Annotated in this window: 21 protein-coding genes and 1 pseudogene; 9 read left to right on the top strand and 13 right to left on the bottom strand. The window is 41.2% G+C overall.

Annotated elements, in window-relative coordinates; translation table 11 throughout:
* Nucleotides 1–57 precede the first annotated feature (57 nt).
* Nucleotides 58–1,218: an iron-containing alcohol dehydrogenase gene (locus tag N7U62_RS18290; protein WP_264139527.1), complete on the bottom strand. Its 1,161-nt coding sequence runs from the start codon at nucleotides 1,216–1,218 to the stop codon at nucleotides 58–60.
* 132 nt (nucleotides 1,219–1,350) lie between these two features.
* A complete protein-coding gene (locus N7U62_RS18295; protein ID WP_264139529.1) occupies nucleotides 1,351–1,953 on the bottom strand; it encodes a hypothetical protein in 603 nt (200 codons plus the stop codon).
* A 205-nt stretch (nucleotides 1,954–2,158) separates the two neighbouring features.
* Between N7U62_RS18295 and N7U62_RS18300 the strand changes: the two genes are divergently transcribed.
* Nucleotides 2,159–2,479, top strand: coding sequence for a DUF6686 family protein (locus N7U62_RS18300; protein WP_264139531.1), 321 nt, complete (start codon nucleotides 2,159–2,161; stop codon nucleotides 2,477–2,479).
* A 126-nt stretch (nucleotides 2,480–2,605) separates the two neighbouring features.
* Here the strand turns inward: N7U62_RS18300 and N7U62_RS18305 are convergent, their stop codons facing one another.
* The 3 genes from N7U62_RS18305 to N7U62_RS18315 form a co-directional block, all read right to left on the bottom strand.
* Nucleotides 2,606–3,190: a Crp/Fnr family transcriptional regulator gene (locus tag N7U62_RS18305; protein ID WP_264139532.1), complete on the bottom strand. Its 585-nt coding sequence runs from the start codon at nucleotides 3,188–3,190 to the stop codon at nucleotides 2,606–2,608.
* An 89-nt stretch (nucleotides 3,191–3,279) separates the two neighbouring features.
* On the bottom strand, nucleotides 3,280–4,881 hold the full coding sequence (locus N7U62_RS18310) for an MBL fold metallo-hydrolase (protein ID WP_264139533.1): 1,602 nt from the start codon (nucleotides 4,879–4,881) through the stop codon (nucleotides 3,280–3,282).
* 211 nt (nucleotides 4,882–5,092) lie between these two features.
* Nucleotides 5,093–5,380, bottom strand: a complete 288-nt coding sequence (locus N7U62_RS18315) for a YgaP family membrane protein (RefSeq protein ID WP_264139534.1) — start codon at nucleotides 5,378–5,380, stop codon at nucleotides 5,093–5,095.
* 487 nt (nucleotides 5,381–5,867) lie between these two features.
* Here N7U62_RS18315 and N7U62_RS18320 point away from each other — a divergent pair, with 487 nt between their 5' ends.
* The 4 genes from N7U62_RS18320 to N7U62_RS18335 all read left to right on the top strand — a co-directional run bounded on the left by N7U62_RS18320 (nucleotide 5,868) and on the right by N7U62_RS18335 (nucleotide 8,470).
* Entirely contained in the window at nucleotides 5,868–6,407 is a 540-nt protein-coding gene (locus N7U62_RS18320; RefSeq protein ID WP_264139535.1) for a hypothetical protein, read from the top strand.
* Nucleotides 6,408–6,665: 258 nt separating this feature from the next.
* Nucleotides 6,666–7,160, top strand: coding sequence for a transposase (locus tag N7U62_RS18325; RefSeq protein ID WP_264139536.1), 495 nt, complete (start codon nucleotides 6,666–6,668; stop codon nucleotides 7,158–7,160).
* A 160-nt stretch (nucleotides 7,161–7,320) separates the two neighbouring features.
* Entirely contained in the window at nucleotides 7,321–7,713 is a 393-nt protein-coding gene (locus N7U62_RS18330) for a hypothetical protein (protein WP_264139537.1), read from the top strand.
* Nucleotides 7,714–7,720: 7 nt separating this feature from the next.
* Nucleotides 7,721–8,470, top strand: a complete 750-nt coding sequence (locus tag N7U62_RS18335; protein ID WP_264139538.1) for an immunity 49 family protein — start codon at nucleotides 7,721–7,723, stop codon at nucleotides 8,468–8,470.
* A gap of 1,231 nt (nucleotides 8,471–9,701) precedes the next feature.
* On the opposite strand, the gene N7U62_RS23280 is transcribed toward N7U62_RS18335, so the two are convergent.
* Nucleotides 9,702–10,067, bottom strand: coding sequence for a TlpA family protein disulfide reductase (locus tag N7U62_RS23280; protein ID WP_404818040.1), 366 nt, complete (start codon nucleotides 10,065–10,067; stop codon nucleotides 9,702–9,704).
* A gap of 42 nt (nucleotides 10,068–10,109) precedes the next feature.
* Between N7U62_RS23280 and N7U62_RS23285 the strand changes: the two are divergent.
* Nucleotides 10,110–11,203, top strand: a pseudogene (locus N7U62_RS23285) (ISAs1 family transposase).
* Here the strand turns inward: N7U62_RS23285 and N7U62_RS18350 are convergent.
* From N7U62_RS18350 to hemW, 7 genes are all read right to left on the bottom strand, one after another.
* The gene (locus N7U62_RS18350; protein WP_264139539.1) at nucleotides 11,196–11,744 is read right to left on the bottom strand and encodes a hypothetical protein; all 549 of its coding nucleotides are present in this window, start codon (nucleotides 11,742–11,744) and stop codon (nucleotides 11,196–11,198) included. The pseudogene N7U62_RS23285 and the gene N7U62_RS18350 overlap by 8 nt on opposite strands.
* A 93-nt stretch (nucleotides 11,745–11,837) precedes the next feature.
* Nucleotides 11,838–12,638 (bottom strand): dienelactone hydrolase family protein, encoded by an 801-nt coding sequence (locus tag N7U62_RS18355; protein WP_264139540.1) that lies wholly within the window; start codon nucleotides 12,636–12,638, stop codon nucleotides 11,838–11,840.
* A 15-nt stretch (nucleotides 12,639–12,653) separates the two neighbouring features.
* A complete protein-coding gene (locus N7U62_RS18360; protein WP_264139541.1) occupies nucleotides 12,654–13,778 on the bottom strand; it encodes a DUF4249 domain-containing protein in 1,125 nt (374 codons plus the stop codon).
* Nucleotides 13,779–13,781: 3 nt separating this feature from the next.
* On the bottom strand, nucleotides 13,782–16,400 hold the full coding sequence (locus N7U62_RS18365) for a TonB-dependent receptor (protein WP_264139542.1): 2,619 nt from the start codon (nucleotides 16,398–16,400) through the stop codon (nucleotides 13,782–13,784).
* A 154-nt stretch (nucleotides 16,401–16,554) separates the two neighbouring features.
* Nucleotides 16,555–16,827, bottom strand: a complete 273-nt coding sequence (locus N7U62_RS18370) for a hypothetical protein (RefSeq protein ID WP_264139543.1) — start codon at nucleotides 16,825–16,827, stop codon at nucleotides 16,555–16,557.
* Nucleotides 16,828–17,230: 403 nt separating this feature from the next.
* Nucleotides 17,231–17,599, bottom strand: coding sequence for a hypothetical protein (locus N7U62_RS18375; protein WP_264139544.1), 369 nt, complete (start codon nucleotides 17,597–17,599; stop codon nucleotides 17,231–17,233).
* Between the two features lie 84 nt (nucleotides 17,600–17,683).
* A complete protein-coding gene (gene hemW / locus N7U62_RS18380) occupies nucleotides 17,684–18,808 on the bottom strand; it encodes a radical SAM family heme chaperone HemW (protein WP_264139545.1) in 1,125 nt (374 codons plus the stop codon).
* A 20-nt stretch (nucleotides 18,809–18,828) separates the two neighbouring features.
* On the opposite strand from hemW, the gene N7U62_RS18385 reads away from it, so the two are divergent.
* The 3 genes from N7U62_RS18385 to N7U62_RS18395 all read left to right on the top strand — a co-directional run bounded on the left by N7U62_RS18385 (nucleotide 18,829) and on the right by N7U62_RS18395 (nucleotide 22,686).
* On the top strand, nucleotides 18,829–20,499 hold the full coding sequence (locus N7U62_RS18385; protein WP_264139546.1) for a BamA/TamA family outer membrane protein: 1,671 nt from the start codon (nucleotides 18,829–18,831) through the stop codon (nucleotides 20,497–20,499).
* 44 nt (nucleotides 20,500–20,543) lie between these two features.
* Complete coding sequence (locus N7U62_RS18390) at nucleotides 20,544–21,566, top strand: glycosyltransferase family 4 protein (protein WP_264139548.1); 1,023 nt, start codon at nucleotides 20,544–20,546, stop codon at nucleotides 21,564–21,566.
* 235 nt (nucleotides 21,567–21,801) lie between these two features.
* On the top strand, nucleotides 21,802–22,686 hold the full coding sequence (locus N7U62_RS18395; RefSeq protein WP_264139549.1) for a DUF4271 domain-containing protein: 885 nt from the start codon (nucleotides 21,802–21,804) through the stop codon (nucleotides 22,684–22,686).
* The last annotated feature ends 27 nt before the right edge of the window (nucleotides 22,687–22,713 follow it).

Consider the following 22,713-nt stretch of genomic DNA (forward strand, 5'->3'; position numbering starts at 1 on the left):
GCTGTCTCAAAATTCTGTTTTTTTGAAACTTTTGAGACAGCCTTTACCAGTTTTTTCCTAGTAAGCCATCTCTACGATTTTTTCAACCACATCAGGTGTGATGTCACCATGCTCGCCCAACTTGGACATACCATGCGCCTCCAGACTCTTGGCGGCTTTGCTGGCAAATCCCTGGTAATCGTCCGTGTACTCACTCAATCGAGTTTGGATTCCCATCGACTGATAGAATGACTCGGTTTTTTCAATGGCCTTTTTCGCCTTTTCTTCCACAGTTCCTTCAGAGATATTCCAAACGCGCTCGGCATATTGTGCCAGCTTTTCTTTCTTCTTGTCAAACTGATATTCGTAGGCACTAGGCAAAATGATAGCCAATGTACGTGCATGGTCTACGCCATAGTGGGCGGTGATCTCATGAGCGATCATATGAACTGACCAATCCGTCGGCACCCCTTTTTGGATCAAACCATTCAGTGCCATGGTACAGCACCACATGAAATTGGCAGCTACGTCATAGTTGCTCGGATCTTTCATGATCCTGGGAGCCACTTCGATCAACGTCTGCAGAATGGATTCCGAAATGCGATCCTGCAGATGTGCCTCAGTGGGGTAGGTCATGTATTGCTCTAGTACATGGGTATAAGCATCGGCCACCCCATTGGCCAACTGACGTTCCGGGATGCTTGCCACTACTGACGGATCACAAATGGAAAATTGAGGAAACAGTCCTGGCCCACCCATTGGTAGCTTCTCATTGGTTTCCTTGCGACTGACTACCGCGCCACTGTTCATCTCGCTACCTGTGGCAGGCAGCGTTAGTACCGTGCCGAAGGGAAGTCCTTTGGTGGTTCTGATTCTGTTCGCGAGAATGTCCCATGGACTGTCGCCTTCATAGAGTGCTGCTGAAGATAAGAACTTGGTGCCGTCGATTACCGAGCCACCCCCTACAGCCAGCATAAAATCTATCTTTTCTTTTTTGATTACATCCAGTGCCTTGATGAGCGTGCTGTATTCTGGATTGGCCTCAATACCTGCAAACTCGATCACTTCAAATTTTGAAAGAGCCGCTATTACCTGTTCGTAGACACCATTGGTTTTGATACTGCCCCCACCATAGAGCATCAATACTTTGCTCCCTTCAGGTATCAGGTTCGATATTTTTTTGATTTGGTCTTTTCCAAAGACCAGATTAGTTGGATTATAAAGTTCAAAATTTCTCATATCTCGGTTTGTTATCTATCATTTTAGAACTGATCTGCACATCAAAGGTTTCTATAATTTTTTGTTTTTTCTGAGTCATAAAAAAACCCAGACTTTTAAAGCCTGGGTTTGAGATTTTTGGTTCTGAAAAAATCAGTAAACTTTTTTGTCTAGGTATCCGCCTAGTGTTTTTCCTGTTTTCTCAAATGATTCAGAAATTCTGTAAGAAGCGTCAAAATCATAGCCTCCTGCGCCTTGTCCTGGAGCCATTTCCAGATCGATAACTGCGATCTCCTGTCCATCCGCGACGAAGGTAGCTGTCATACTTACGTATGCGGGTCTTCTCATTACCCCAACGTTGAATCCTGGATCCAAATAATAAACGTCCATTTTCAAAGTACAATCTGCATCAGCGTTGTCTCTTGTTCCAGACACTCCTGCTTTGGTTAATTGATCGTTGAAAAGTGTTTCGAACTTTTCGAAGAATTTACCTCCTTCTTTGTTTTCGTTCCAGGTGGCAACCCAGGCATCCCCAGTTCCAGCCTCATCGGCATTTTTTTCAGTTCTCTTTTCTTCCAGATATTCTTCTTCTGTTTTTTTCCCTACCATCAAATCTTCATGGTAGGTATACTCCATGTTGTATGATTTGAATGAAGATAAGTCTTTAACGTTTCCAGATTTCACTTTTAGTTTCTGGGCGCTAGCACTACCTACGAATACCATCAGGGCAGCAATTAGTAATAGTCTAAGGTTCATATATGTGATTTTTATTAATTGTTAATGGCATACAAATTACAAAATGATTCATTGATTGAAGAAGCTTTTCTAGTAAAAAATTGAAGCCCCATTTGTTATGGATTTTGGCAAATCCCTACTCATAGTGATTCGATTCACTAGGCATAGCGATTGATTAGCAAGGTTTTACGATCGATGTTTGTATCCTATTGATTCCATTTTAGATATGAGCAAATGCAAACCGATAATATTATCTCAAGGGCCTCAATACTGTGTAAGTCAGTGTGAAGATTGTCAGCGAGTAGGGCTTCATTATCATCATCTGATGATTGGGTTTGAATTACGAGAGTTTCGCCAATTTACCAAACAGTATTTGGCGCTACCACTGGATCGGCACTTGATGCTTTTTCCTGATGGAAGTGAGCGTATCATACTTAATACACCTCATCCTGATATTCAACTGAACCTCACACGTCAGGAATTCAATCAATTAGCTGACTTACTCCAACAAGCAAGATTGATGCTGGATGTCAGGGAGTTGATTTAACCCGGAAAATGCACTAGAGTTATTGAGAACATCTTCTTTTCGGAATAGTTCAATCGATTTTACCAAAACCAATTCCTAATAACTATTTACTCCTGCTTTAGCTAATGCATAAGGCAGGTTCAATTTTCAAAAGTCCTTTTCCATCAGTTGTTTTCTGATGCGGCTCAGGGACTGGGGCTTGATGCCCAGATAGGAGGCTACCAAATGCTGCGGAATCTGATGAATGATTTCACTGTTATTAGTGACCAGATCTAGATAGCGTTGCTCTGCGCTGGTACTGTAGATTCTGGAGATCCTTTTGAGCGTACTTACATAGCCGTTTTGAATCAGTAGTCTAAAGAATCGCTCTAGTGTGGGTATCTCAAAACAGGCTTCTTCAAATGCCTCTCTACTGAGCAGTATGACCTCACTGGTTTCTATGGCTATGATGTCGTAGGAGCTAGGCTCCCCGGCAAATAGACTGAACAGATCGGTGATCCAATGATTTTGCAATCCGATCTGAATCACATGCTTTTCACCTTTTTCATCTATAGATAGGGTGCAAATGACCCCTTCCTGAACGAAGGCCATGTATTTGGCTGTTTCGCCACGTCGGAGCAGGGTTTCATTTTTTTCGAGTCGACGAGTCTTGAGATATTTTTGGAATCGTTCGAATTCCTCTTCGGTGATTTTCGTTTTTGATTTTAGGTTATCAAAAAGTAATTGGGACATAGTCTAAATCATGCTAGTGTACCCCAAAATTACAAAAAGAGGCTACCCATCAGCAGCCTCTTTGTCAGAATTTATAGATGCTTAACCCCTTATCGGTCAGCCAGCATGTGCAGTTCCTCGATATTAGTACTGCCACCATGTACAGTTAGGAGCGTCTCTACCTCTATTCCTTGCTCAGCGATGAAGTCTCTCAGTAATTGGGCTCTTTCGCGGAGGATGTCTTGCGTACCTTCAGAGTAGTAATCGTACCCATAGTAGAGACCCGCATTGAATATGTCGCCTACATATAGCGCTTTGATCGCATCAAAATAGAATACGAGCATGTCCTCTGTATGTGGCGTTTGAAGAGGGAGGGCCTGAAAAGCTCCTTCTATACTTGAAGCTTGTGAGATGCCATGGATCATGATGTCTTGCAAATCAAGACCCATCAAGCTGTGATCTGCGCTAAGAACCTCTTCTATGAATGGTATAGCGCTGGCGCCTATGTATAGGTCGGCCCCTTGTTCGGCAAAATAGGAGAAGCCACCAAAGTGATCCATGTGGTGATGGGTAGCCGCTACTGCTATGATTTCCTGATTGGGAAAAGTAGCTTTGATCTTGTCTGCTACTGCCTGTGATCTGCGTGGGTTCAAGGCGGGCTCTATCAGTACGATTCCGTTTTCGGTCTCCACTGCCAGCACGACATAGGCCAGTTCGGCACCACCAGAGATCAGATGAACGTTCGCGCCTACTTCAGAGATTTGTACTTCGTCCATTGGGAGATCCTGAGAGAATCCAAAGGAGAACATTCTATGATACCACTGCGAAGATAAGATGCCATATCTGCCTTGCTCCTCGTCATAGCTGCCCTCGGCGTGAGGTACGAAAGTCTCTGAGTCTATGCTAGGGTTGGTACTTACTTCGCTCAGGGTTTCCGTTCTGATCAGGTCATCACCCAGGTAGTAGTCCAGCTGTGTGGGGTAGTAGACAGACTTCTCGACCTTTTTCCAATCAGAGTATCGAACCTCAAAAGTCACATTGCCTAACAAAAAGTCTGCTTCTACAGTAGAGGCATGGGTTGGCAGCAGAGTTTCCTCATCGATATGAACTTTGATTTCAGGCAAGTCTGCTCCCTGACTCAGGCTGAAGCTCTGGTCCAGTGATGATTGTTTGGGTTCATTTTGCAGTGCTTTGATCAACTCTAGTGGATTGGACATGATTTCGGTTTTCAGGATAGCCTCCAGACGAGAAGAGTAGAGAGCAGCGGCGGCATCAAAGCCAAAAAATCGACTGCCCAGGCCATGTGCTCCTTCTATGGAACCGTTTTGGTCATCGATGATTACTGTCGATGTACCGTTGTAGGGAAAGGGGTAGATAAACTCCTGCGTCCATTCGTAGAGCAGCTGTCTGTGGTTGAGGGAGGTCAGTGCCTTGTATTTGAATGTGGCAGACACATGATCGTAAGACTGGATCTCCTCGCCCTCCTGATGAGGCTCGATAAATTGCCCTTCGGCCTGGTAAGCCATGTGAGTGATCTGCTCCAGGACCTGAGCGCCTCCTACGGCCTGTACTACCTGCTGCAGCGCAATGTTTTTGGATTCGAAATCTTCCTCCTCACAAGCGGAGAATATCGTAGCAATACCCAAAAGGATGCCTGCGAATAGGGTTAGTGAGCTTTTTGTTCGTCGGTTTGTTCTTTCTATGTGATACATGTTATTGTGTGTTTGATCGTTTGAATAATGATTATGACACAAAACTGCTCTTCCCCAGATCGGGAAACATTCACATAGGTTAACTAAGGAAAAAAGTATAGTTTTTTTCAGGTATGGATCAAAACAGAAAACCCAGATGGTCGATATTGACTCATCTGGGTTTTGAGGTAGTGTCGGTTGTACAGGATAGTTCCTGGCCTATATCCTTCTTTTAAGAGCAGGAGCTTGTTGTGCATAGCTCTTTAGATGGCGAAGTTTTTTTGGGTTGAGTGGGCAGTGAGCATTTTCCTGTCAGATGGTAGATGAAACATTTGCCTGAAAAGCCTGATACCACCATGATCATGGCGGCAATATTCAAAACGGTTTCTAATGGACCACTAATGACACCTGTGAGTGAAAGAAGAGGTTCTGAAAGTCCTGCCACTAGTCTCAAGCCCCGGTCAGTGCCGTTCATGTTTTGAGCAAAGCTATAGGTGAGGGATTCGATCAGTTTGTTCATGTTCAGTTTGATAGTGTGATCGGGAAAACGTGGGTTTTACACTGGGAGTTGATAAAAGGTATAAATACAGTTGTAAATGTCTGTTTTCGGCAAATCCTATACTTTGAACCTTTTTGTCTAAACCCCGCTGAAGCAAGCTTGTAGCTTATGCCGTACATTCCACAAATCACCTCTGCATTTTGATCCAGTTCAAAGTGGTTTTGTGAGTGAACCAGAACTTTGGAAAATAGCAGTGCGATAGATTGTGCTGGAATAAAAGGGCTACTAGAGATAGACTATATTTGACTGTGGTATGACGAAGGTACGAGCTACAAGCTCTCACTAGCAGGGTAATGGAAGTGGAGCTACGATGAAGGCATTGTAAATGCCATAAAGATGTGGTCGCATTCGGAAATGCGACCGAGCGGGAAGAGGAGAACCAAACGGATGGCCTGATCGAATTAATAAGACAATAGCTATTAATCAAGCTATTAAATAGAATGAAGTTATGAAAAAAACATTTCTTTTATTGAATGTGTGGTTAATACCATTTTTTGCCAGCGCTCAAGAAAAACCTTTGAACTGTATGCAGGGAATTTGGAAGGTATATTATGATGAACCAATTCAAAAAGGATTCTCCGTTCAAAAGGATTATAAGGTAGTTTCCATTGGTTATTTGGAAAATGTTGGTAACTATACTCCTAGCGTGAGGGAGTTGTTTGCCGGTTTTTTGGATTTTGACCCAAATGATACAGGTAGAGTTAACTATGCTGATTTAAAACCTGAAGGTCCGTACTATGTGGAGCTTTTGGAAAGTGATATGAGCCCAGATAGTGTATTTACTTCAAATTATTTTCTTACTCCAGACTACGAAGGTTGTGACAGTGAAGGGCTATACATACAAGCTCGCCATATGATAGAGTATGGCCGTCTGGAGAGGCTGCCCAGTAAGGCCATTCGCTACCTCTATGAAGCAGGTAAAGAACGGGAGCGTAATTATATCTCAGAATACCTGGATACTAAGGCTGCCCAAGTGAAAGTTGATTAATGTGTTATTTACTCTGCTCCTGAAGTCCCTACCAAAATGTTTATGATTTCAGGTGATGTACCTACCATATTAGAAGAAAAAGGAGATTGGCTCAGGTTTGAATTTTTAGGAACCAGACTTGTCACAGGGTGGATAAAAAAGGCAGATGTAAATTTTTAGAAGTCAATTCCCCCTGGTCGTAGCGTCCGCTAAGACCCAAAATGTAGAAGGGCGCCTGCCCGATGTTGGTGTTTTACAGGATGTGACTATCTTGTACACATGGGTAGAAAATACGCCATACGAGATCAGCTTTCGATTCATAGCGTGACGTTTACGGTGGTAAACTGGATAAATATATTTATACGAGACTATTACAAAGAAACCATATTATCAAGTCTGAAGTATTGTCAAGAAAACAAGCATCTGCAAGTACATGCTTATTGCATCATGACAAGTCACGTTCATTTGATTATTAGTGTGTCTGAAGGAGAGCTCTCAGATGTAATTCGAGATTTAAAGAGTTTCACATCTAGACAGATCAAGGAAATCTTGCAGGATAAGGCATATGCAGAAAGTCGTAGAGAGTGGCTGTTGTGGATGTTCGAAAGAGCGGGAAAGAAAAATAAAAGGAATGGAGATTTTCAGTTGTGGCAACAACACAATCATCCAATAGAATTGTCAACCAATGAGATGATAGATCAACGATTGGAGTACCTGCCCGATCCGGCAGGGGGGTGTACACAACAATCCGTTAGAAGCAGGCTTCGTTTTTAAAGCAGAAGATTGGGTGTGGAGTAGTGCCAGACAGTATGCTGGTGAACAAGGTGAATTAGAGCTATGTTATCTGTAATCGAGCGGACGCTCTCGTAGTTTTGGGTCTTAGCGGACGCTACGACCAGAGGGAGGTAGCAAAACTGAGGAAATACAAGATATTTTGTTTGAAGATGCAGGGTATACTATATTAGATGGGAAGACTGGCTCAAACAATGGTTTTGATGGGTTGTATATAAAGGGTACAGTAGATGATCCTATTGAAATAGTGATAGGAGAGGCCAAACAGTGGGGAAGTTCTGGTGGGGTGTCCGTTAATGCAGCTAATACTTCTACTCAGTTACCACAGCAAATGAGTGATAACTGGATTAAAAATGTAGCGGCAAGAATTAGGGATTCGGCAAAAAAAATCACTGATCCAGTTTTAAGAAATGAAAGAGATAAATTAGCAGATATGCTTACTAAGCAATCCAATCGGTCTAAAATTTCTAAGTATGTGACGGTAGTAAATAAAGATGATGGTGTCGTTAATATACTTAAGTTAGGCTCATTTTAGAAAATGTATGGAACGAAACGAAAGGTTGATAGAAACAATTAAATCAAATGAATCGGTTCGAGAGGGTTGGCTACAAGCATTTTCTAAGCAAATCAGTGATGAAGATTTAAAGTGGGGGGCAGGAATTGTTTGGTATGATCATCAGAGGCTTGCCTTGAAATCCTACTTTATAGAAGATTCACTAACAGAGACAAAAATACATTTTTACACTTGTGGCAGGCTTGACGAGTATCTTATTAACCACTACAATGATCGAATATTAGAATATGGAATGGCACACATATCTTACGCCCTTTTAAGTGATCATCGGGGACTGATACGTCGGTATGCGGATTTGGCTCATCCGGGTTATGATAAGATCACCAAAAAAGGATCTATTATTTATGCCATGCAGTTGGCTATAAAAGATAGGCTAGATCATGGGTACGTGGATATTTTGGATGCACTAAGTCAAAAGAAAGGACAAACTGCCATCCAGCCTGATGTGCGTTTTTTTAGAGCTTTGATCGAAAAGGATAAACCGGGTTGTGAAGCAGCAATTAATGAGTTGTTGACACCAAAAAAACACAAGCAACGCAATAAATACATGGAGCTGGTCAATGAGTTTATATCGCATCCGGCCATTGGTTATACCAAACTGGCCTGGCTTAAAGGGGTAGAAGTAGTAATAGATAACCCTTTGGTTCCTAACTCTCTGTTGCCTATCAATCCAAATGAGAGTTATGCGGAAGAATATGAGTTTTTAAAGCAATATTAAGGTTATGGGCAAGGAAAGAGAGACCAAATGTTTTGTTGATATTTTTACTGGGCCAATATCTGGAAGATTTTCTTTTGACGGTATTAACCGCTTAGTGATTAAATTATAGTTGAGAGTAATGCAGGGTTAAGATAAAAATAAAAAATGATGGCGAAATCTGAATATAAAATACGCTGGTGGGAGTTTATGGTAATGAGTGTTTTCTCAATGTTGTTATCTTTTGCAGTTGCTTTAAGGTGGTTTTCGCACATGATAGGAGATAGAACTTATTCAGAGTTGGGATCTTCTAAGACATCTGGGTTGGTATATGCAGTAGCAAAATTGGAAGGGAGTAGTTGGCGATTTCTGTTGGTTGCCATATTTTTCGGTTTATCGATATTGTTTTTTAGTGAGGGGAAGAAAAAAAGAAATTCCAAGTAGGGATCAAGAATGTACCCCCCCCCGCTCTTTTAAGTCTTAGCGCAGCGTGACTTGAAAGCATGGATGGTTGCAAGTCTCCAGACTTGTTGGGTTAATTTTGCTAAATTCAGAGGGTTGACCATCAATCTATAGAATGAGTCCGGCAGGTGGATTGGGTTTCCTGCTAGTAGCTGGGAGATTACCCCTGTCCTCCGGAAGGTGTGCGATCTACGGACTCGTACCTCGTCCTTCGTCGTGTAATGACGTTCCTTGTAAGAGATTTCCCCGAAATGACCTGCAAAATGTTATCCAGAATGTAAGTCAAATCATTGCCACCTTGACTACCCTCTCAAAATACGACCAAGACATTCGTAAATCGTACAATCAGGTTCCAAAGTGTACTTAATAAGTTTCAAAACCTACTCAATAGGTTCTAAAGCCTACTGAAATATCATATTCCCTACTTAATAGGTAGCATACCCTACTAGAATTTCATTTTCCCTACCTGATAAGTGTCAAAGTCTCACTAAAAATTTAATCAAGCTCACTAATAAGTTCCATTGTCTCATTAGAAATTCACTAATGATCAATAAAAATTCAATGGGACTCAATGTTTATGTCTAATCCGAACAGAAATGGTGACTAAATGGAAGGGTTTTGTTACGAAAGGGTAAGAAACAGTGAGACATTGAATCAATGGCCTGAAGGTTCTATGGAGTTTTCCTTCAGATCGGAAGGTGCTATTAGATCCCATCGATCAAATGAAAAAGCCAGAGCTAAGAATGTCTAAGCTCTGGCTTTTTTAATGTTTGGGAGTCGGTGTAATGTCTAATTACAGACTGGTACTAAGAAGAGTGCGGACCTCTGCAGGCGAAACGCCATATTTTACCAGTTGTCCTTGCTCGTCGAATAATATCCCACAGGGAACGAAACCAGGGCTCCCTAGATTTTTTATCAAATCTTCATTCGCTTGTACCTGTGCCCAGTCCATATCGTTTGTGGAGATGGCACTTTGGGCATCTTCTGCGTTTTCTTCCTTATAGTTGACCCCTATGATGTTGAGTTTTTGGCCAAAATCATTTTGTAGTGCTTTGATTTTTGGTGTTTGGTCCAGGCAAGGCTGGCACCAGCTGCCCCAGAGCTGCAGATAAGTGTATTGTCCGGCCGTAGCTTGTAGTTGAGCCCCCTCAGACAGCAGGGCTGTTGCATTCTAAAAAATGGATTAACTTGAAAATTAAAAATGGCATCAGAAAGTATCATTTGGTATTTAGGAAAAGTGAAGGATCACAGGCGTGGTGCGGGTCAGCGACATTCTCTGGAATTGGTACTGGTCATCGTGCTGATGTCGGTAATGAGCGGCTACTATGGTTATCGTGCTATTGGAGATTTTATAGAAAGAAATAGAGAGAACTTATTGTCTACTTTTCAGCCCAAACAAGACAGATTACCGACTTTTTATACTATTCGAAGAGTGTTGATGGGATTGGATTTTGATTCCTTTTCTCATCAATTCTATCAGTGGAGTAAAGCCTATGTTTCGATAGAGTCTGGAGAGTGGCTTAGTGTAGATGGCAAGGCCATCGGTGGTACAATGAGTGATTATTCAAAGTCGTATCAGAATTTCATCAATCTAGTGACCGTATTCGTTTCCAGACAGAAAATGGTATTAGCCAATGGAGAAGTCATTAACTCAAAAGAGAGTGAAATACCTGTAGTTCGTCAATTAATAGAGATGCTGGATCTCAAAGATGTGGTCTTTACTATGGATGCTCTTCATTGTCAAAAAAAACGGTAGAAGTGATTATAGCTAGTGGAAATAATTATGTAATTGGAGTGAAGAAAAATCAAAAGACACTCTACCAGAGCATCGAAAAGTGTGCCCAAGAAAAGCCTATAGGTTATTATTCTCAGCTAGAGAGAAACAAAGGAAGAATAGAAAATAGAGATGTAACAGTGTTCAATTTGCCAGAGGAAATAAAAAAACAATGGACTGGTGCACAACACGGCATCAAAATTAGAAGAGAAGTAAAAGTCAATGGACGCTACAGGGAAGAAAACGCGTATTATTTAAGCAGCATAAAGAATGGAAGTGCATTATTATACAACTATGGGATAAGGAATCATTGGCACATTGAAAACAGTCTACACTGGACCAAAGATGTAACGATGAAAGAAGATGCCTCTAAAATCAGATTAGGCAACGCTCCATCAATTATATCCACGCTTAAAAATGGTGCAATGAATATATTTAGAAAACAAGGCATGAATCAAATAGCAAAGGCCACCAGACTGGTAGCCAATGATATTGAGACTCTAAACAAACTAATCAATTAGAATGCAACAGCCCTGCCTCAGACAGGGCTTTGGCTCCCTCGCTTGGTAGTTGGTAGGGAAAGGCCAGGTCATACTCCTTGCTGCTTTCGGTCAGCGTGATTTGTTCTCCCTTTTCGTCGAAAGTGACTTCAAAATTCTTTCCCCCGATTCGAACGATCACAGGTCGATTGCTTTGGATGGAAGAGATCGGTTCCAGTCTCAATTTTTTATCGAAGCTTGTCAGCCCCACAAAATCCATGGAGTCATATTCGAACTTGTCATTTTTGTTCGCATCTATGATCACGATCTGTCCCTGATAGCTGCTGTCCGGCAGGTTGGCATATCTAAATCGGCTGTTCAACCCTTCGATGCTTGGATTGCGACTCATACTGGTCAGTTTGACCAGTTTGTATTTCACTAGCTCATACTTGAGGAAGAGTGACTCTTCGAATACTGCCTGCTTGGTTTTGAGCTGATGAGTCTCGCTACAGGAGACTCCTATCAATAGCAAGGCGAAAAAAGTGAGAGGCAGGAATCGGGATTTGAACTGATTGAATTTCATGAGAATGAATGATTTGGGTAATCAATGATTTTCACTAATGTACTAAAAATCTAAGGTTTGTATGAGAGAAGCTTGTATCCATATAGTTCAAGGCTAATTCCAAACTTCATTTTCAAGCCATAGAACGGCATCTGCAAAGTAATCATCGTAATCACAAGGACGATAGTGGGACAATCCATCTGCAACTACAAAGGTGACATCACTTCCTGCTGTCTGAGTTTCACTAACCCAAGTCTGAGTTTGCTCTAAAGGAAAAAGTTCATCAGTAGTACTATGAATAACATATAAAGGGGTTTCGATTTTTCGAGCTCCTCCATCCGTTGTTAATGTATTGTAGGAGCTGGCCAGTGCGATGCCTGCTGAAAATGCAGTAGGGTAAGCCTCGGCAAAAAACCAGGTTCCGTTTCCGCCATCACTAAAGCCTGTAACGACTAATTTAGTTGGGTCCACGGGCCAATTTCTAATTGCTAGATTAAGGATTCTAACAATTTTTTCTTGATTGTAATATTCATACCATTGTACCCGGTCGGCATTTGGACTAATGATAAAGGCATTGATACTTTCTAAAGCTGGCTGGATACATTGGGTGCTTTTGTGGGCCTCCCAGCTTGCTCCGCCTACTCCACCATGTAGGGATAATACCAGCGGGTTTCCGTTTTCTTCATCTATTACTTTAGGGCTTATGACTCTAAAGGAATATTCATAAGGAGCATCTGGAATCTCCAAAACTACATCTGATACAGTGCCAGGGCTAATGTCAATGGCATTGAAAGAATCCGCAGTATCTAACCAGGTCCAATTGGCTATTTCTTCAGTGGCACTTTCGTCACATCCAGTAGATATGATTAGTGTCAATAGCACCCCTATGTAGTATAAATTCTTAATTATCATCATTTGGATAAGTTAGGATTAATTATCGATCCACCAAGATGGTCTATTCAGGGTCGCCTCACCTTTTGTATAAGCGAGGCAGCTGAGGCATTCGGGGGCATAATCAGGTGGATCATCTGGCCTGTTGTATTTTACAAGACATTCCTTTCTCAAATCATCTTCTATGTAATAGGAGAGCTCTCCCTTATGAAAGTACCATCTTTTGGCTTTCTCTTTCACCACACCAAAATACCCTATGGGTTTTTTAGAGGGGTCATTGACACAAACGAGATTAGAGGGTAAATTGGCTGGAGGAGCATCAAATATTCCGTTTGGATCTGATTGTTCCTTCATCAGTTTCCAGAAGTAGAAATAATCTTTTGAGATATATTGTTGATAGATCAGAACAGAAAAATTCTTGTAAATTCTATTGTTTTTTTCGGTTTGCATAGTGAATAAAACCTTATCAAATCCACCGACTGCATCCTCTTGAAGTGCATAGTCATTTAGGTAAAGATCATTGGTTATCCAGCAAGTTTTATAGTCGCTGTAAGGTCCACTAGCCAGAGGTGCCTCGTAAATCCACATGGGGGCATATACCCATTTCATGTACCTGGTATCTCTTTCTGAATTTATGGGAATAGAGGATGATACGTTTATGATTTTTTGATCTACAATGGTTTGTTTACCTGCCGGGTATTCATATACTTTTCTTTCATCTTCATTGAACCAAATATCTTCTATTTCACAGGATTCCGTATTCGGTAGTTTCTCCCAGTCAGATTCATAAATCAATCCATCTCGCATGGTGATTTGAAGTTTGTAGCTTCTATCTATTCTAGCTTTGAATGCTTTGTCTAACAAAACATAAGTGCCCCAATCATTGAAATTTTCTACATAGGACCATACATTATCCATGTCATCAATCAGTTTTATATCGGCAAAAGGAGCAACTCGATTTTGGATTGTTGGCCCTACTGGACGAGTGACTTTTAGCTTTACAGTAAAATACCTACCATTTGAAGGAGCATCCAGGCTTTCAGTGTAAGACAAATCAGACACAAAAGCTTCAACAACCAACTGTGGATCCTCATTGTTTCGACTGAACTCGAAAGGTTCTATACAGCCCGATAATATTAATATGATTGTTAAAAAACGCTTCAAGATCTAGAACTTAAAATTATAAGACAAGGAAGGAAACATGCTGCCCACTATAGACACCTTGCTAGCTCCGCCATATTCGTCAAATAATACAGCATAGACGTTGTTTCTACCATAAACGTTAAATATGGAAAGGACCCATTCCCCTTGGAATCTTTTATTTGGATGTTCACCTTTTAGAGTGGCAGACAAATCTAGACGGTGATAATCAGGCACTCTAAATTCATTACGCTGAGAATAATTCAAGACCGTAGGGTAAGAGGAATAGGAAAATTTGGAAACGGGAATGGTAATAGGCCGCCCTGTGGCATAACTGAAATTGGCGGAAATGGATAAAATTTTATTAACCTTACAGTTCATAACTATCGAAAGATTGTGTGGTTGGTCATACTGAGAGGGGTACAATTCACCATCATTGATAGTCAGGATGTCATAGGGCGAATTGAATTGAAGCAAGCTTCTGGAATAGGTGTAGGAAAGCCAGCCATTCCAATTACCAGTATTTTTTTTCGCTAGTACTTCTATTCCATAAGAAAAGCCATCTCCCTGAATTAAACTGCCTTCTATAGCTTCAGTTAATTTAACCTCAGCTCCTTCAATATAATCAATAGTATTTTGAATATGCTTATAATAACCTTCTGCAGAGACTTCATAGGAGTTGTCGCTGAAATTTTTAAAAACACCTAATGAAAATTGATCCCCGATTTCTGGTTTTAGATTTGGTCCTCCTGACAACCAATAGTCTATAGGACTAGAAGAGGTCGTATTTGATATCAGGTGGATGTATTGGAATGTACGGTTATAACTTGCTTTTATTGAGGTGTTGACATTCAACTTGTACCTTAAGGATATGCGAGGTTCTAGTCCATGCTGAAAGTCAATTAATTCATTGGTATCATAAAAAATAGAATCAACTCTTTCTGGGAATTGTGAATCAGTCAAGTTGTAGTTAAACTCGTAAACCAGACCTTTACCAAATCGGTAAAACTGCGAGTACCTGATGCCAGCAGATATTGCAAATTGGCCAGTCAGATCCCAGTCATATTGAGCGAAAATTGACGTTTCAAGAGTTTTATGGTCATCTATGTCAAACTCCAATATATTGCTCCTTTCTACAGTGTTTTTCGATTCTCCAGGGTTTATTATTGAATAATTGGCTTCTAGACCAAAGTTCATTTGCTTGGCTTCAGTAAACTTTTTTTCAACGTTGTAATTTAAGTTGTATCCAGACACTCCATTTTGGTATTTGAACCCCACTAATTCATCCTTATTTTCTAATTGAGAATGGTAGGTACTGGTGGAGAAGATAAATTGGGAATTGGCTGTGCTATTGAAGTTGTGTCCCCATTTAAAAGACATTGCCTTGTTGCCCCAGGTAAAAAGCGAATCACTTGCCAGTGAAAAGCTATCAAAACTGCCATATGCAGATACAGAAATGAAATTATTTTCATTAATCATCTGAAACAATTTGGCCGTAAGATCTCCAAAATCAACAGAGCTCTGGGAGAGCTTTATGTCATTGGACCTTTTTAAAATCCAGTCTGCATAGGAAATTCTGCCGCCTACTATGAAAGAAGATCTGTTTTTAATGAGAGGCCCTTCCACTGATAATCGACTAGAGATTATACCAATACCACCATTGACATGAAAGTCTCTGGTTTCTCCATTGCGTAAAGACACATCCATGATGGATGAAACGCGTGACCCATACTTTGCATTTCCACCTCCCTTGATCAAAGTCACATTGTCAACTAGGTCTGAGTTGAAAGCTGAGTAATAGCCAAATAGGTGTGATGGGTTGTAAATCGTGGCGCCATCTTGTCTGATCAGATTTTGCCCTAAATTTCCTCCTCGAACATTAAATCCTGCAGAAAGTTCTCCCACTGTGCTTACCCCTGGCAGAGTCGTCAATCCTTTTATGGGATCTACTTCTCCCATGAAAGTTGGCAGAGTTTTAATACTTTCTATTCCCATATTTTCAACTCCGGTAATGTTTTCGCTCACATTGCGATCAACACTATATCCATGAACAATTACATCTTCTAATTTGGTTGAGGTAGGGTATATCATGGTCCGTGGCATTTTACCATTTCCATATTTGCTATATGCCACTAGCTGAAGATGTGAATCATAACCGATATACTTCGTTAGAAGGAGATGGTAGGGTTTCGTAATGGGGTAGCTAATGGAATATCCCCCATTGATATCAGTTACTCCTCCAATATTATCTGGTAAAATCGTGACTTGTGCGCCCACAAGAGGATCGTTGGAGTCAATGTCAAAAATTTCTCCACTTAAATTGACTTTGCTTGAGGTGTTAGATTTTATAGCTATAAACCCATTTTTAGGATCGACTCCCTTGATCAGGTCGTTGGGTAAAAGCAAGGCTATTTTTGAATTGACTTCAATGATTTTAATATCCAGAACTTGATAAAAAACATTTAGGTAATTCATTAACCTAACTGGTTCTTTGATACCATTGATGCTGAAATTACCCAGTTTGTGCTGATCGAATATGAAGTCTACCTGATAATCGTTTTCAATTTGTATTAAATAGTCTTGGATTTCTTTTCCGTTTGCAGTTGAGTCAATGACAATCGAATTTAAACTCTGAGAATGTGCCATTCCCAGATGGAATATAAGGCAGACAACAAAAACAATTCTTTTCAAAGAGGCTAGGGAAGTTAATGCAATTAATAGATTGGTTAAATATAAGGAATTGGTTTATAATCAGTTGTAGGAATAATAATAAATTGGCTAATCAAAAAAAGCAGCTCGATCAAGCTGCTTTTTTTGATTTTCTGGCTGCCCTGGCTTCCTCTTTGGCTTTTTTGGCCGCCGCCTTGGCTTCTTCTTTGGCTTTTTTCTCTGCTTCTTTCTGAGCTAATTTGGCCATTTTTTCGTCGTATTTCTTTTTCTCTACTTCGAATTTTTGGGCCAGCTCCAGGGTCTTGTACAACCCTTCCTCATTTTCTTTTGAGATCTTGACGATCAGTTCTTTTGGTTCTGACGCGAAGATTCCTTTGAAAAGCTTACCTAATGATTTAAACATATTTAATCTGGTTGTTGCGTATTTAAAATAAACAGCGGCAATGATATCACCTCTGTGGCAGGAAATGAAAGACCATGAAGGATTTTTCGTTTGGTGGGTCTAACTACGGGATAAACTCTGTGAAATGGCAGATATATTTTCGAGGTGCATGTAAGAGGCACCTTGTTGTGTGTATGTTTTTCGGGAGGATTTTCATTTTTTGGCCTGTCCCAAAAAACGAAACAAAAAAGGACGAGGCTGTGAATTAATACCTAAAATTCAGCTTTGAGCACGTACTAAATCCAAACTCGCTGCGCTCAAACAGTGGATTTAATTTTGATAATGATTAAGCTGAATTTTTTAACGGAATTAATTCAAGGCCGGAAACAAACTGAATTTAGATGTGCCCTTCTTGGAGAAATGGCTAAGCCTCTCTTACCTTTTCCATCAGTTCAGATTGGATGCCCCATTCTTTGGCGAGGTTCAGCATCGCAGTAGCCTCCATCTCAGTGAGGTAGCCTTTTTTGTTGTTGTCTTCCCAGACGGAGAAGAGGTATTGGATCTTTTTGGGCTTGTCCAATTTGCCGATGGTGTTGTTGAGCAACTCGCGAGAGCGTTCAAAGGCTGACATAAAATCCTGAGCAATAAATTCGTTCGCCCACTCCAGTTCTTCGTGCGCAGATAGCTCGTCGGCAGATTCGTTCAGAATCTTTTCCTCATCCTCATCCAGACCGTGGTAGTGGAAGATGAGCGACTTTAATAGCATAAAGGCCTTCTTTTCTTCTTTGTTCATGGAGTCAGGCTTATTACCCTTCAGACAATTTTAATCATTATTGAGTTAATTTATGAATATTCTGCCGGACAATGGTCATTTAATTTAGGGAATCAACTCTTCGGTGATCCAATCGCATAGCAATTTGCCCTTTTGGGTTAGCGTCAAAATTTCATCCAAACACAGTGTGAGCCCTTCTTCTTGAAAATCTTTCAGTTTCGCCCCTCTTTCTTTGTGCAGGTCATAGCCTAAATCTCCTTTTAGTGATTTTAAACTCAACCCCTCTTTTTTTCGGAGCTGAGTCAAAATCATTTCGGTGATTTTTTCCTCTCGACTCAGTATTTCTTTCTCAGCAGGGAAGGTGTCTTGTGCTAGTGCCTTGAGGTATTTGGCATTGTGGGCGATGTTGAATTGTCTACTGTCACCATCGTAAGAATGAGCGGCTGGCCCGATGCCCAGGTAGTGGGTGCCTGCCCAGTAGGAGCTGTTGTGGCGAGAGCGATAGCCGGGAAGGCTAAAGTTGGAAATCTCGTATTGTTCGTACCCCGCGTTTTCTAATCGATCCATGATCAGCTGTAGATGCTGACTGGCCAGCTCTTCGTCTAGTGGGGTCAGCTTGTTCTGGCGTTCCCAGCGACCAAACACTGTGTCTTCCTCTATCGTCAGGCCATAGATGGAAATGTGGGGAGTTTGCAGGGCGAGTGCACTTTTTAGGTCTTTTTTCAGCTGTACCAGACTTTGATTTGGGACGCCAAAGATCAGGTCGATGCTGATGTTTTCGATCCCGACTTCCTGAGCATCTGCCACCGATTGTCTAGCCATCTGGCTGTCATGCGCGCGATTAAAGTAGCTGAGAATCTGATCATCAAAGGACTGAATGCCAATGCTCAGGCGATTGATGCCCAGTTCTTTTAATTCTTTTAGCTTTTCCATGCTCAGGTCATCTGGATTGGCTTCCAGCGTGATTTCTGCTTCAGGATCGAGCTGGTAGTGAGTCTTGACTGTATCAATTAAAGAGGTCAAAGCAGGCTGGTCCAGAAGCGAGGGAGTGCCCCCACCGAAATAGAGCGTTTCGATTTTGTCATCGATCAAGTATTCCTTTCGCAAAATCAGCTCTTTTTTCATCGCTTCTACCATATGCTGTTTATTTTGCATATTGGTAGAGAAATGAAAATCGCAGTAGTAGCAGGCCTGCTTGCAAAAGGGAATATGGATATAGATACCGCTCAAAAGGAAAAAATTAGAATTGAATGCTAAGCTATAGACATTTCATCTTTCTGTTGCTGCTGTGGGGTGGATTTAGTGCAATGCCATTTTCGCTTTGTGCACAAAATCTTCAAGTGCAAGTGGAGGGGCTGGAGGAGCGTTTTGTGCCTCGGCAGGTTGAGATAGATTCCAGTAGCTGGACTATCTACAGCCAATCTATTCTCATGCAGCTGAGGGAGTCGGGTTATTGGCTGGCTTCTCTGGATAGTGTGAGTTGGCAGGAGGAAAGGGTGGCTTTTTATTTTTATCAGGGAAGGAGATATGACCAGGTGCAATTCGAAATTACCGGTGAGGAGGGGCTGGAAGAAAAATCCTTTATGCCTCGCCGAACTCACGGTATCCAGCAAGTAGAAGATCGATTGACTCGTACCATCGCTCAGTACGAAAACCACGGTTACCCATTCGCTACTTTGTCTATCGACTCGTCCTATCTGCAGGATGACCAGTTGTTCCTTCGCCTTTCGGTCGATCCAGGTATGTTCATTACTTATGATTCCCTGCTGGTGAAGCCTGATGATGTGTTGAGTGCTAAGTTTTTGAGTCGCTATCTGGGCATGCCCTACGGTCACTACTACGACGAATCCAAGGTGCAGGGTATCAAGGATAAGTTGGAGAATCTGCCTGCAGTTTCTTTAAAATCCATTAGCAGCAGTTTTCGATTGCAGCAGGCCCAGTTGGCGCTAGATCTTCAGGCCGAAAAGGTGAATTATTTCGATGGGATTCTGGGATTGGTGCCAGCCAATGAAAACCGGGACAAGGTGCAGTTGACAGGTGAACTGAACCTGAGCCTAAAAAATCTCTTCAAGTCAGCCAAGCAGTTCGAGCTGCATTGGGAGAAATTTACAGACAATTCTCAGATGCTAGATGCTTCTTATCTCCACCCAGTGTTTTTGGGAACGCCTTTGGATCTGTATGTGGCCTATGATCAGCTCAAGCAAGACACGCTTTTTTCTAATCGATCACTTACATTGGCATTTGATTACTACCTCAATGGCAAGGCAAGAATTCGCGCCAGTTATGAAAATCAGCTAGGAAATGAGCTGAATGACGCCAGTGGAGAAAGTGGTAATTTCCGTCTGGATTACTATGGTGTTGGCATAGATTTTTGGCAATTGGACAATCGACAGTTTCCTCGAGAGGGGCAGGCGTTTGCACTTGAGGCTAAAGTGGGACAGAAGGAAACCAGAATCGATACGGCCAGCAATATTAATGGCACTCAATATCGGTTGAAGGCGGCATTTCGCACTTTTCATCCTATTGGTCGAAGGATGGTGCTGCATGGGGCTCTATCTGGAGGTTATTTGCAGGGCGATCCTCTCTATCTCAATGATCTTTTTCGACTAGGTGGTTTGCGCTCAGTACGTGGATTCAATGAAAATGAATTTTATGCCAGCCGTTATGCCCAGTTCAGTTTGGAATGGAGATTTTATCTGGAGCGACGTTCTTATTTAGTCGTTTTTGCCGATCAGGCTTTAATGGCCTACGATATTGAATCAGGTTCCTTCAGAGATGAGCCTACTGGTGTCGGGGCAGGTATGCAATTTGACACGAGTGGAGGTAGTTTTTTGATCTTATATGGACTGGGCCGTAGACGAAATGAAGCTTTTTCATTCGATTCATCAAAAATCCATTTTGGATATACAGCATTATTTTGAAAACCAATCTTTAATTCGCTTACTTTGGCAGGCAAATCCGGCATATGATAGAATCGCTACTGATATTTTTTTGGGCCATGCTTATTTCGATGTTTTCGATCCCTACGATCATCAATGTCGCCCACAGCAAAAGCATCCTCGACGAGCCTGATTTTCGCAAACATCACGACATTAATACGCCTAGATTGGGGGGGCTAGGGATATTCGCCGGCTTTATGACTGGTGTAGCGATTTTTGGTCAGATGTCTCCAGGTATACAGCAGTTGCTCGCAGGCAGTCTCATTATATTTTTTGTAGGTGTAAAAGATGACATCAACGGAGTTTCTGTATTCAAGAAGTTTTTTGTGCAGGTATTAGCTGCTGGTATAGTGCTGTTCTACGCGGATATTCGAATATCGAGTTTTCAGGGTCTACTAGGGGTATACGAATTGGAAATTGGTATCAGCTATGCCTTTACTTTTCTCGTTATCCTTTGCATCACCAATGCAGTCAATCTAATTGACGGTATCAATGGGCTAGCCGGAACCATCGTGATTATCATATGCTTTTCATTTGGGGCTTATTTCTACTATTTTGGAGATATGAACTATGCCTTTGTGGCCTTCGCTTTGGCGGGCGGAATGCTTGGATTTCTTAGGTATAATTTTGGAGAGGCAGTGGTGTTTATGGGAGACACGGGGGCTTTAGTCAGTGGATTTATTGTTTCAATCTTAGCCATCCATTTTATCGAAATGCGAGAGGTGGTTTCGTCACCTGCCATGGCACTAGGTATTCTTTTTATTCCGATATTCGATACCCTCAGGGTTTTTGTTATTCGAGTATATAATGGTGTCTCGCCTTTTATGCCAGATAGAAATCATCTTCACCATTACTTAGGCTATTTGGGCATGAGTCACAGCCAGACAGTGTTTGTTCTTGCCAGTTTGAATATTGGAGTCATATTTTTACTTAAGTATTATGCTTTTTTAGGCAATACCACATTGTTGATCTGTCTGGGAGTATTCGCAATTATTTTCAGTTTGATTTTGGAGTTTCTAGTAAAAAGGAAAAAAGTCGAGAATGTTTAGGAGTCTGCTGCCTTGTTTGATCTTAATTTTTATTCTTCCTTTTGGTATAAAAGCTCAGTCCTTTCATGTGGTTAAGGATTTTCGCCATGAATGGAAAAATCATGAACCTAATCTCAAAATTCTGGTGCCATACCTGAGTACCTCTTCTACTCAATCCATAACCTTCGACCTCCCCCTTAATCAATATTCCGGATCCACTTTGTTGATTGTATGCCCGGCCCATTATTCCATATATATGGATCAAGCACTTGTTGAGGTTACTACAATATCCGATAGCTTACTCTATTCAGTTGACAGTTTAAGGGGGCTTTACAGTTCTGGTAAAGTCAATGTTCAGATATATAGTAGCCATTGGAGGGGCAAAGATGTTCAGACTAAAATCATATCCGAAGGGAAAGGAAAGTACCTGACCGATTCAAGTGCAGGCGGTATCGATGTGCGTGAAAGTAGAAATGATGACCTTATGATTCTTTCTTCTCTATTGGTATTTGCGGTTATGGTTATTTTTAGAACGCAGGTATATCGCTTATTTAAAGAATATTTCGCTTTAGTTAAGACTTTTCGAGTTCGTCAAAAGTTTGATCTCATCACTGCTCAAGATCCTGTTTCTCCTGCCAGCTTGGGGTTTATGTTGATGTATGCCCTATTTATTGGGGCTGCTGTTGTCAATTTATTTATTAAGCATTCATTTTCAGGTTTGGATGGGAGATTTCCCTTCATAGATGCCGAAGCAGGAACTTTAACTTGGGGGCTCTATGCTTTTGGGCTGGCTTTTTTATCGATATTCTTAAAGATTCCGTTGGTCAATATCGTTTCAAGCATATTTAACCTTCGTCGACATGCGGAGTTGCATTTTTATGCCTATTTCAGAATGTCACTTTTAATAGCCTTTCTTGTTTTTATCATGAGTTTGATTCTTTTCATCAGTGGCGAAAATTATCAGGACATTCTTCTCATTGGTTTTCGCTGGCTCTTGTTGGGTATATTGGCTATTCGATTGATAATGATGTATTTGATCCTAAATAACGCGTTTAATGTTAAGAAAATGCATTTAATTTCTTACCTTTGCAGCTCAGAATTTATACCTCTGATAATGTTCATTAAAACGCTATTTAGATAATCCAATTATACATAAAGGTCAATTAGA

The organism is Reichenbachiella ulvae (assembly GCF_025833875.1).
Taxonomy (GTDB): Bacteria; Bacteroidota; Bacteroidia; order Cytophagales; family Cyclobacteriaceae; genus Reichenbachiella; species Reichenbachiella ulvae.

What these genes read in the sequence shown, in the direction of transcription:
- N7U62_RS18320 (WP_264139535.1), top strand. Translation starts at nt 5,868, where the DNA reads ATGAAAAAAACATTTCTTTTATTGAATGTGTGGTTAATACCATTTTTT.
- N7U62_RS18310 (WP_264139533.1), bottom strand. Translation starts at nt 4,881, where the DNA reads ATGTATCACATAGAAAGAACAAACCGACGAACAAAAAGCTCACTAACC.
- N7U62_RS18385 (WP_264139546.1), top strand. Translation starts at nt 18,829, where the DNA reads ATGCTAAGCTATAGACATTTCATCTTTCTGTTGCTGCTGTGGGGTGGA.
- N7U62_RS18295 (WP_264139529.1), bottom strand. Translation starts at nt 1,953, where the DNA reads ATGAACCTTAGACTATTACTAATTGCTGCCCTGATGGTATTCGTAGGT.
- N7U62_RS18290 (WP_264139527.1), bottom strand. Translation starts at nt 1,218, where the DNA reads ATGAGAAATTTTGAACTTTATAATCCAACTAATCTGGTCTTTGGAAAA.
- N7U62_RS18390 (WP_264139548.1), top strand. Translation starts at nt 20,544, where the DNA reads ATGATAGAATCGCTACTGATATTTTTTTGGGCCATGCTTATTTCGATG.
- N7U62_RS18300 (WP_264139531.1), top strand. Translation starts at nt 2,159, where the DNA reads ATGAGCAAATGCAAACCGATAATATTATCTCAAGGGCCTCAATACTGT.
- N7U62_RS18325 (WP_264139536.1), top strand. Translation starts at nt 6,666, where the DNA reads ATGGGTAGAAAATACGCCATACGAGATCAGCTTTCGATTCATAGCGTG.
- N7U62_RS18350 (WP_264139539.1), bottom strand. Translation starts at nt 11,744, where the DNA reads ATGAAATTCAATCAGTTCAAATCCCGATTCCTGCCTCTCACTTTTTTC.
- N7U62_RS18370 (WP_264139543.1), bottom strand. Translation starts at nt 16,827, where the DNA reads ATGTTTAAATCATTAGGTAAGCTTTTCAAAGGAATCTTCGCGTCAGAA.
- N7U62_RS18335 (WP_264139538.1), top strand. Translation starts at nt 7,721, where the DNA reads ATGGAACGAAACGAAAGGTTGATAGAAACAATTAAATCAAATGAATCG.
- N7U62_RS18395 (WP_264139549.1), top strand. Translation starts at nt 21,802, where the DNA reads ATGGATCAAGCACTTGTTGAGGTTACTACAATATCCGATAGCTTACTC.
- N7U62_RS18315 (WP_264139534.1), bottom strand. Translation starts at nt 5,380, where the DNA reads ATGAACAAACTGATCGAATCCCTCACCTATAGCTTTGCTCAAAACATG.
- N7U62_RS18365 (WP_264139542.1), bottom strand. Translation starts at nt 16,400, where the DNA reads ATGGCACATTCTCAGAGTTTAAATTCGATTGTCATTGACTCAACTGCA.
- N7U62_RS18375 (WP_264139544.1), bottom strand. Translation starts at nt 17,599, where the DNA reads ATGAACAAAGAAGAAAAGAAGGCCTTTATGCTATTAAAGTCGCTCATC.
- N7U62_RS18305 (WP_264139532.1), bottom strand. Translation starts at nt 3,190, where the DNA reads ATGTCCCAATTACTTTTTGATAACCTAAAATCAAAAACGAAAATCACC.
- N7U62_RS18355 (WP_264139540.1), bottom strand. Translation starts at nt 12,638, where the DNA reads ATGATGATAATTAAGAATTTATACTACATAGGGGTGCTATTGACACTA.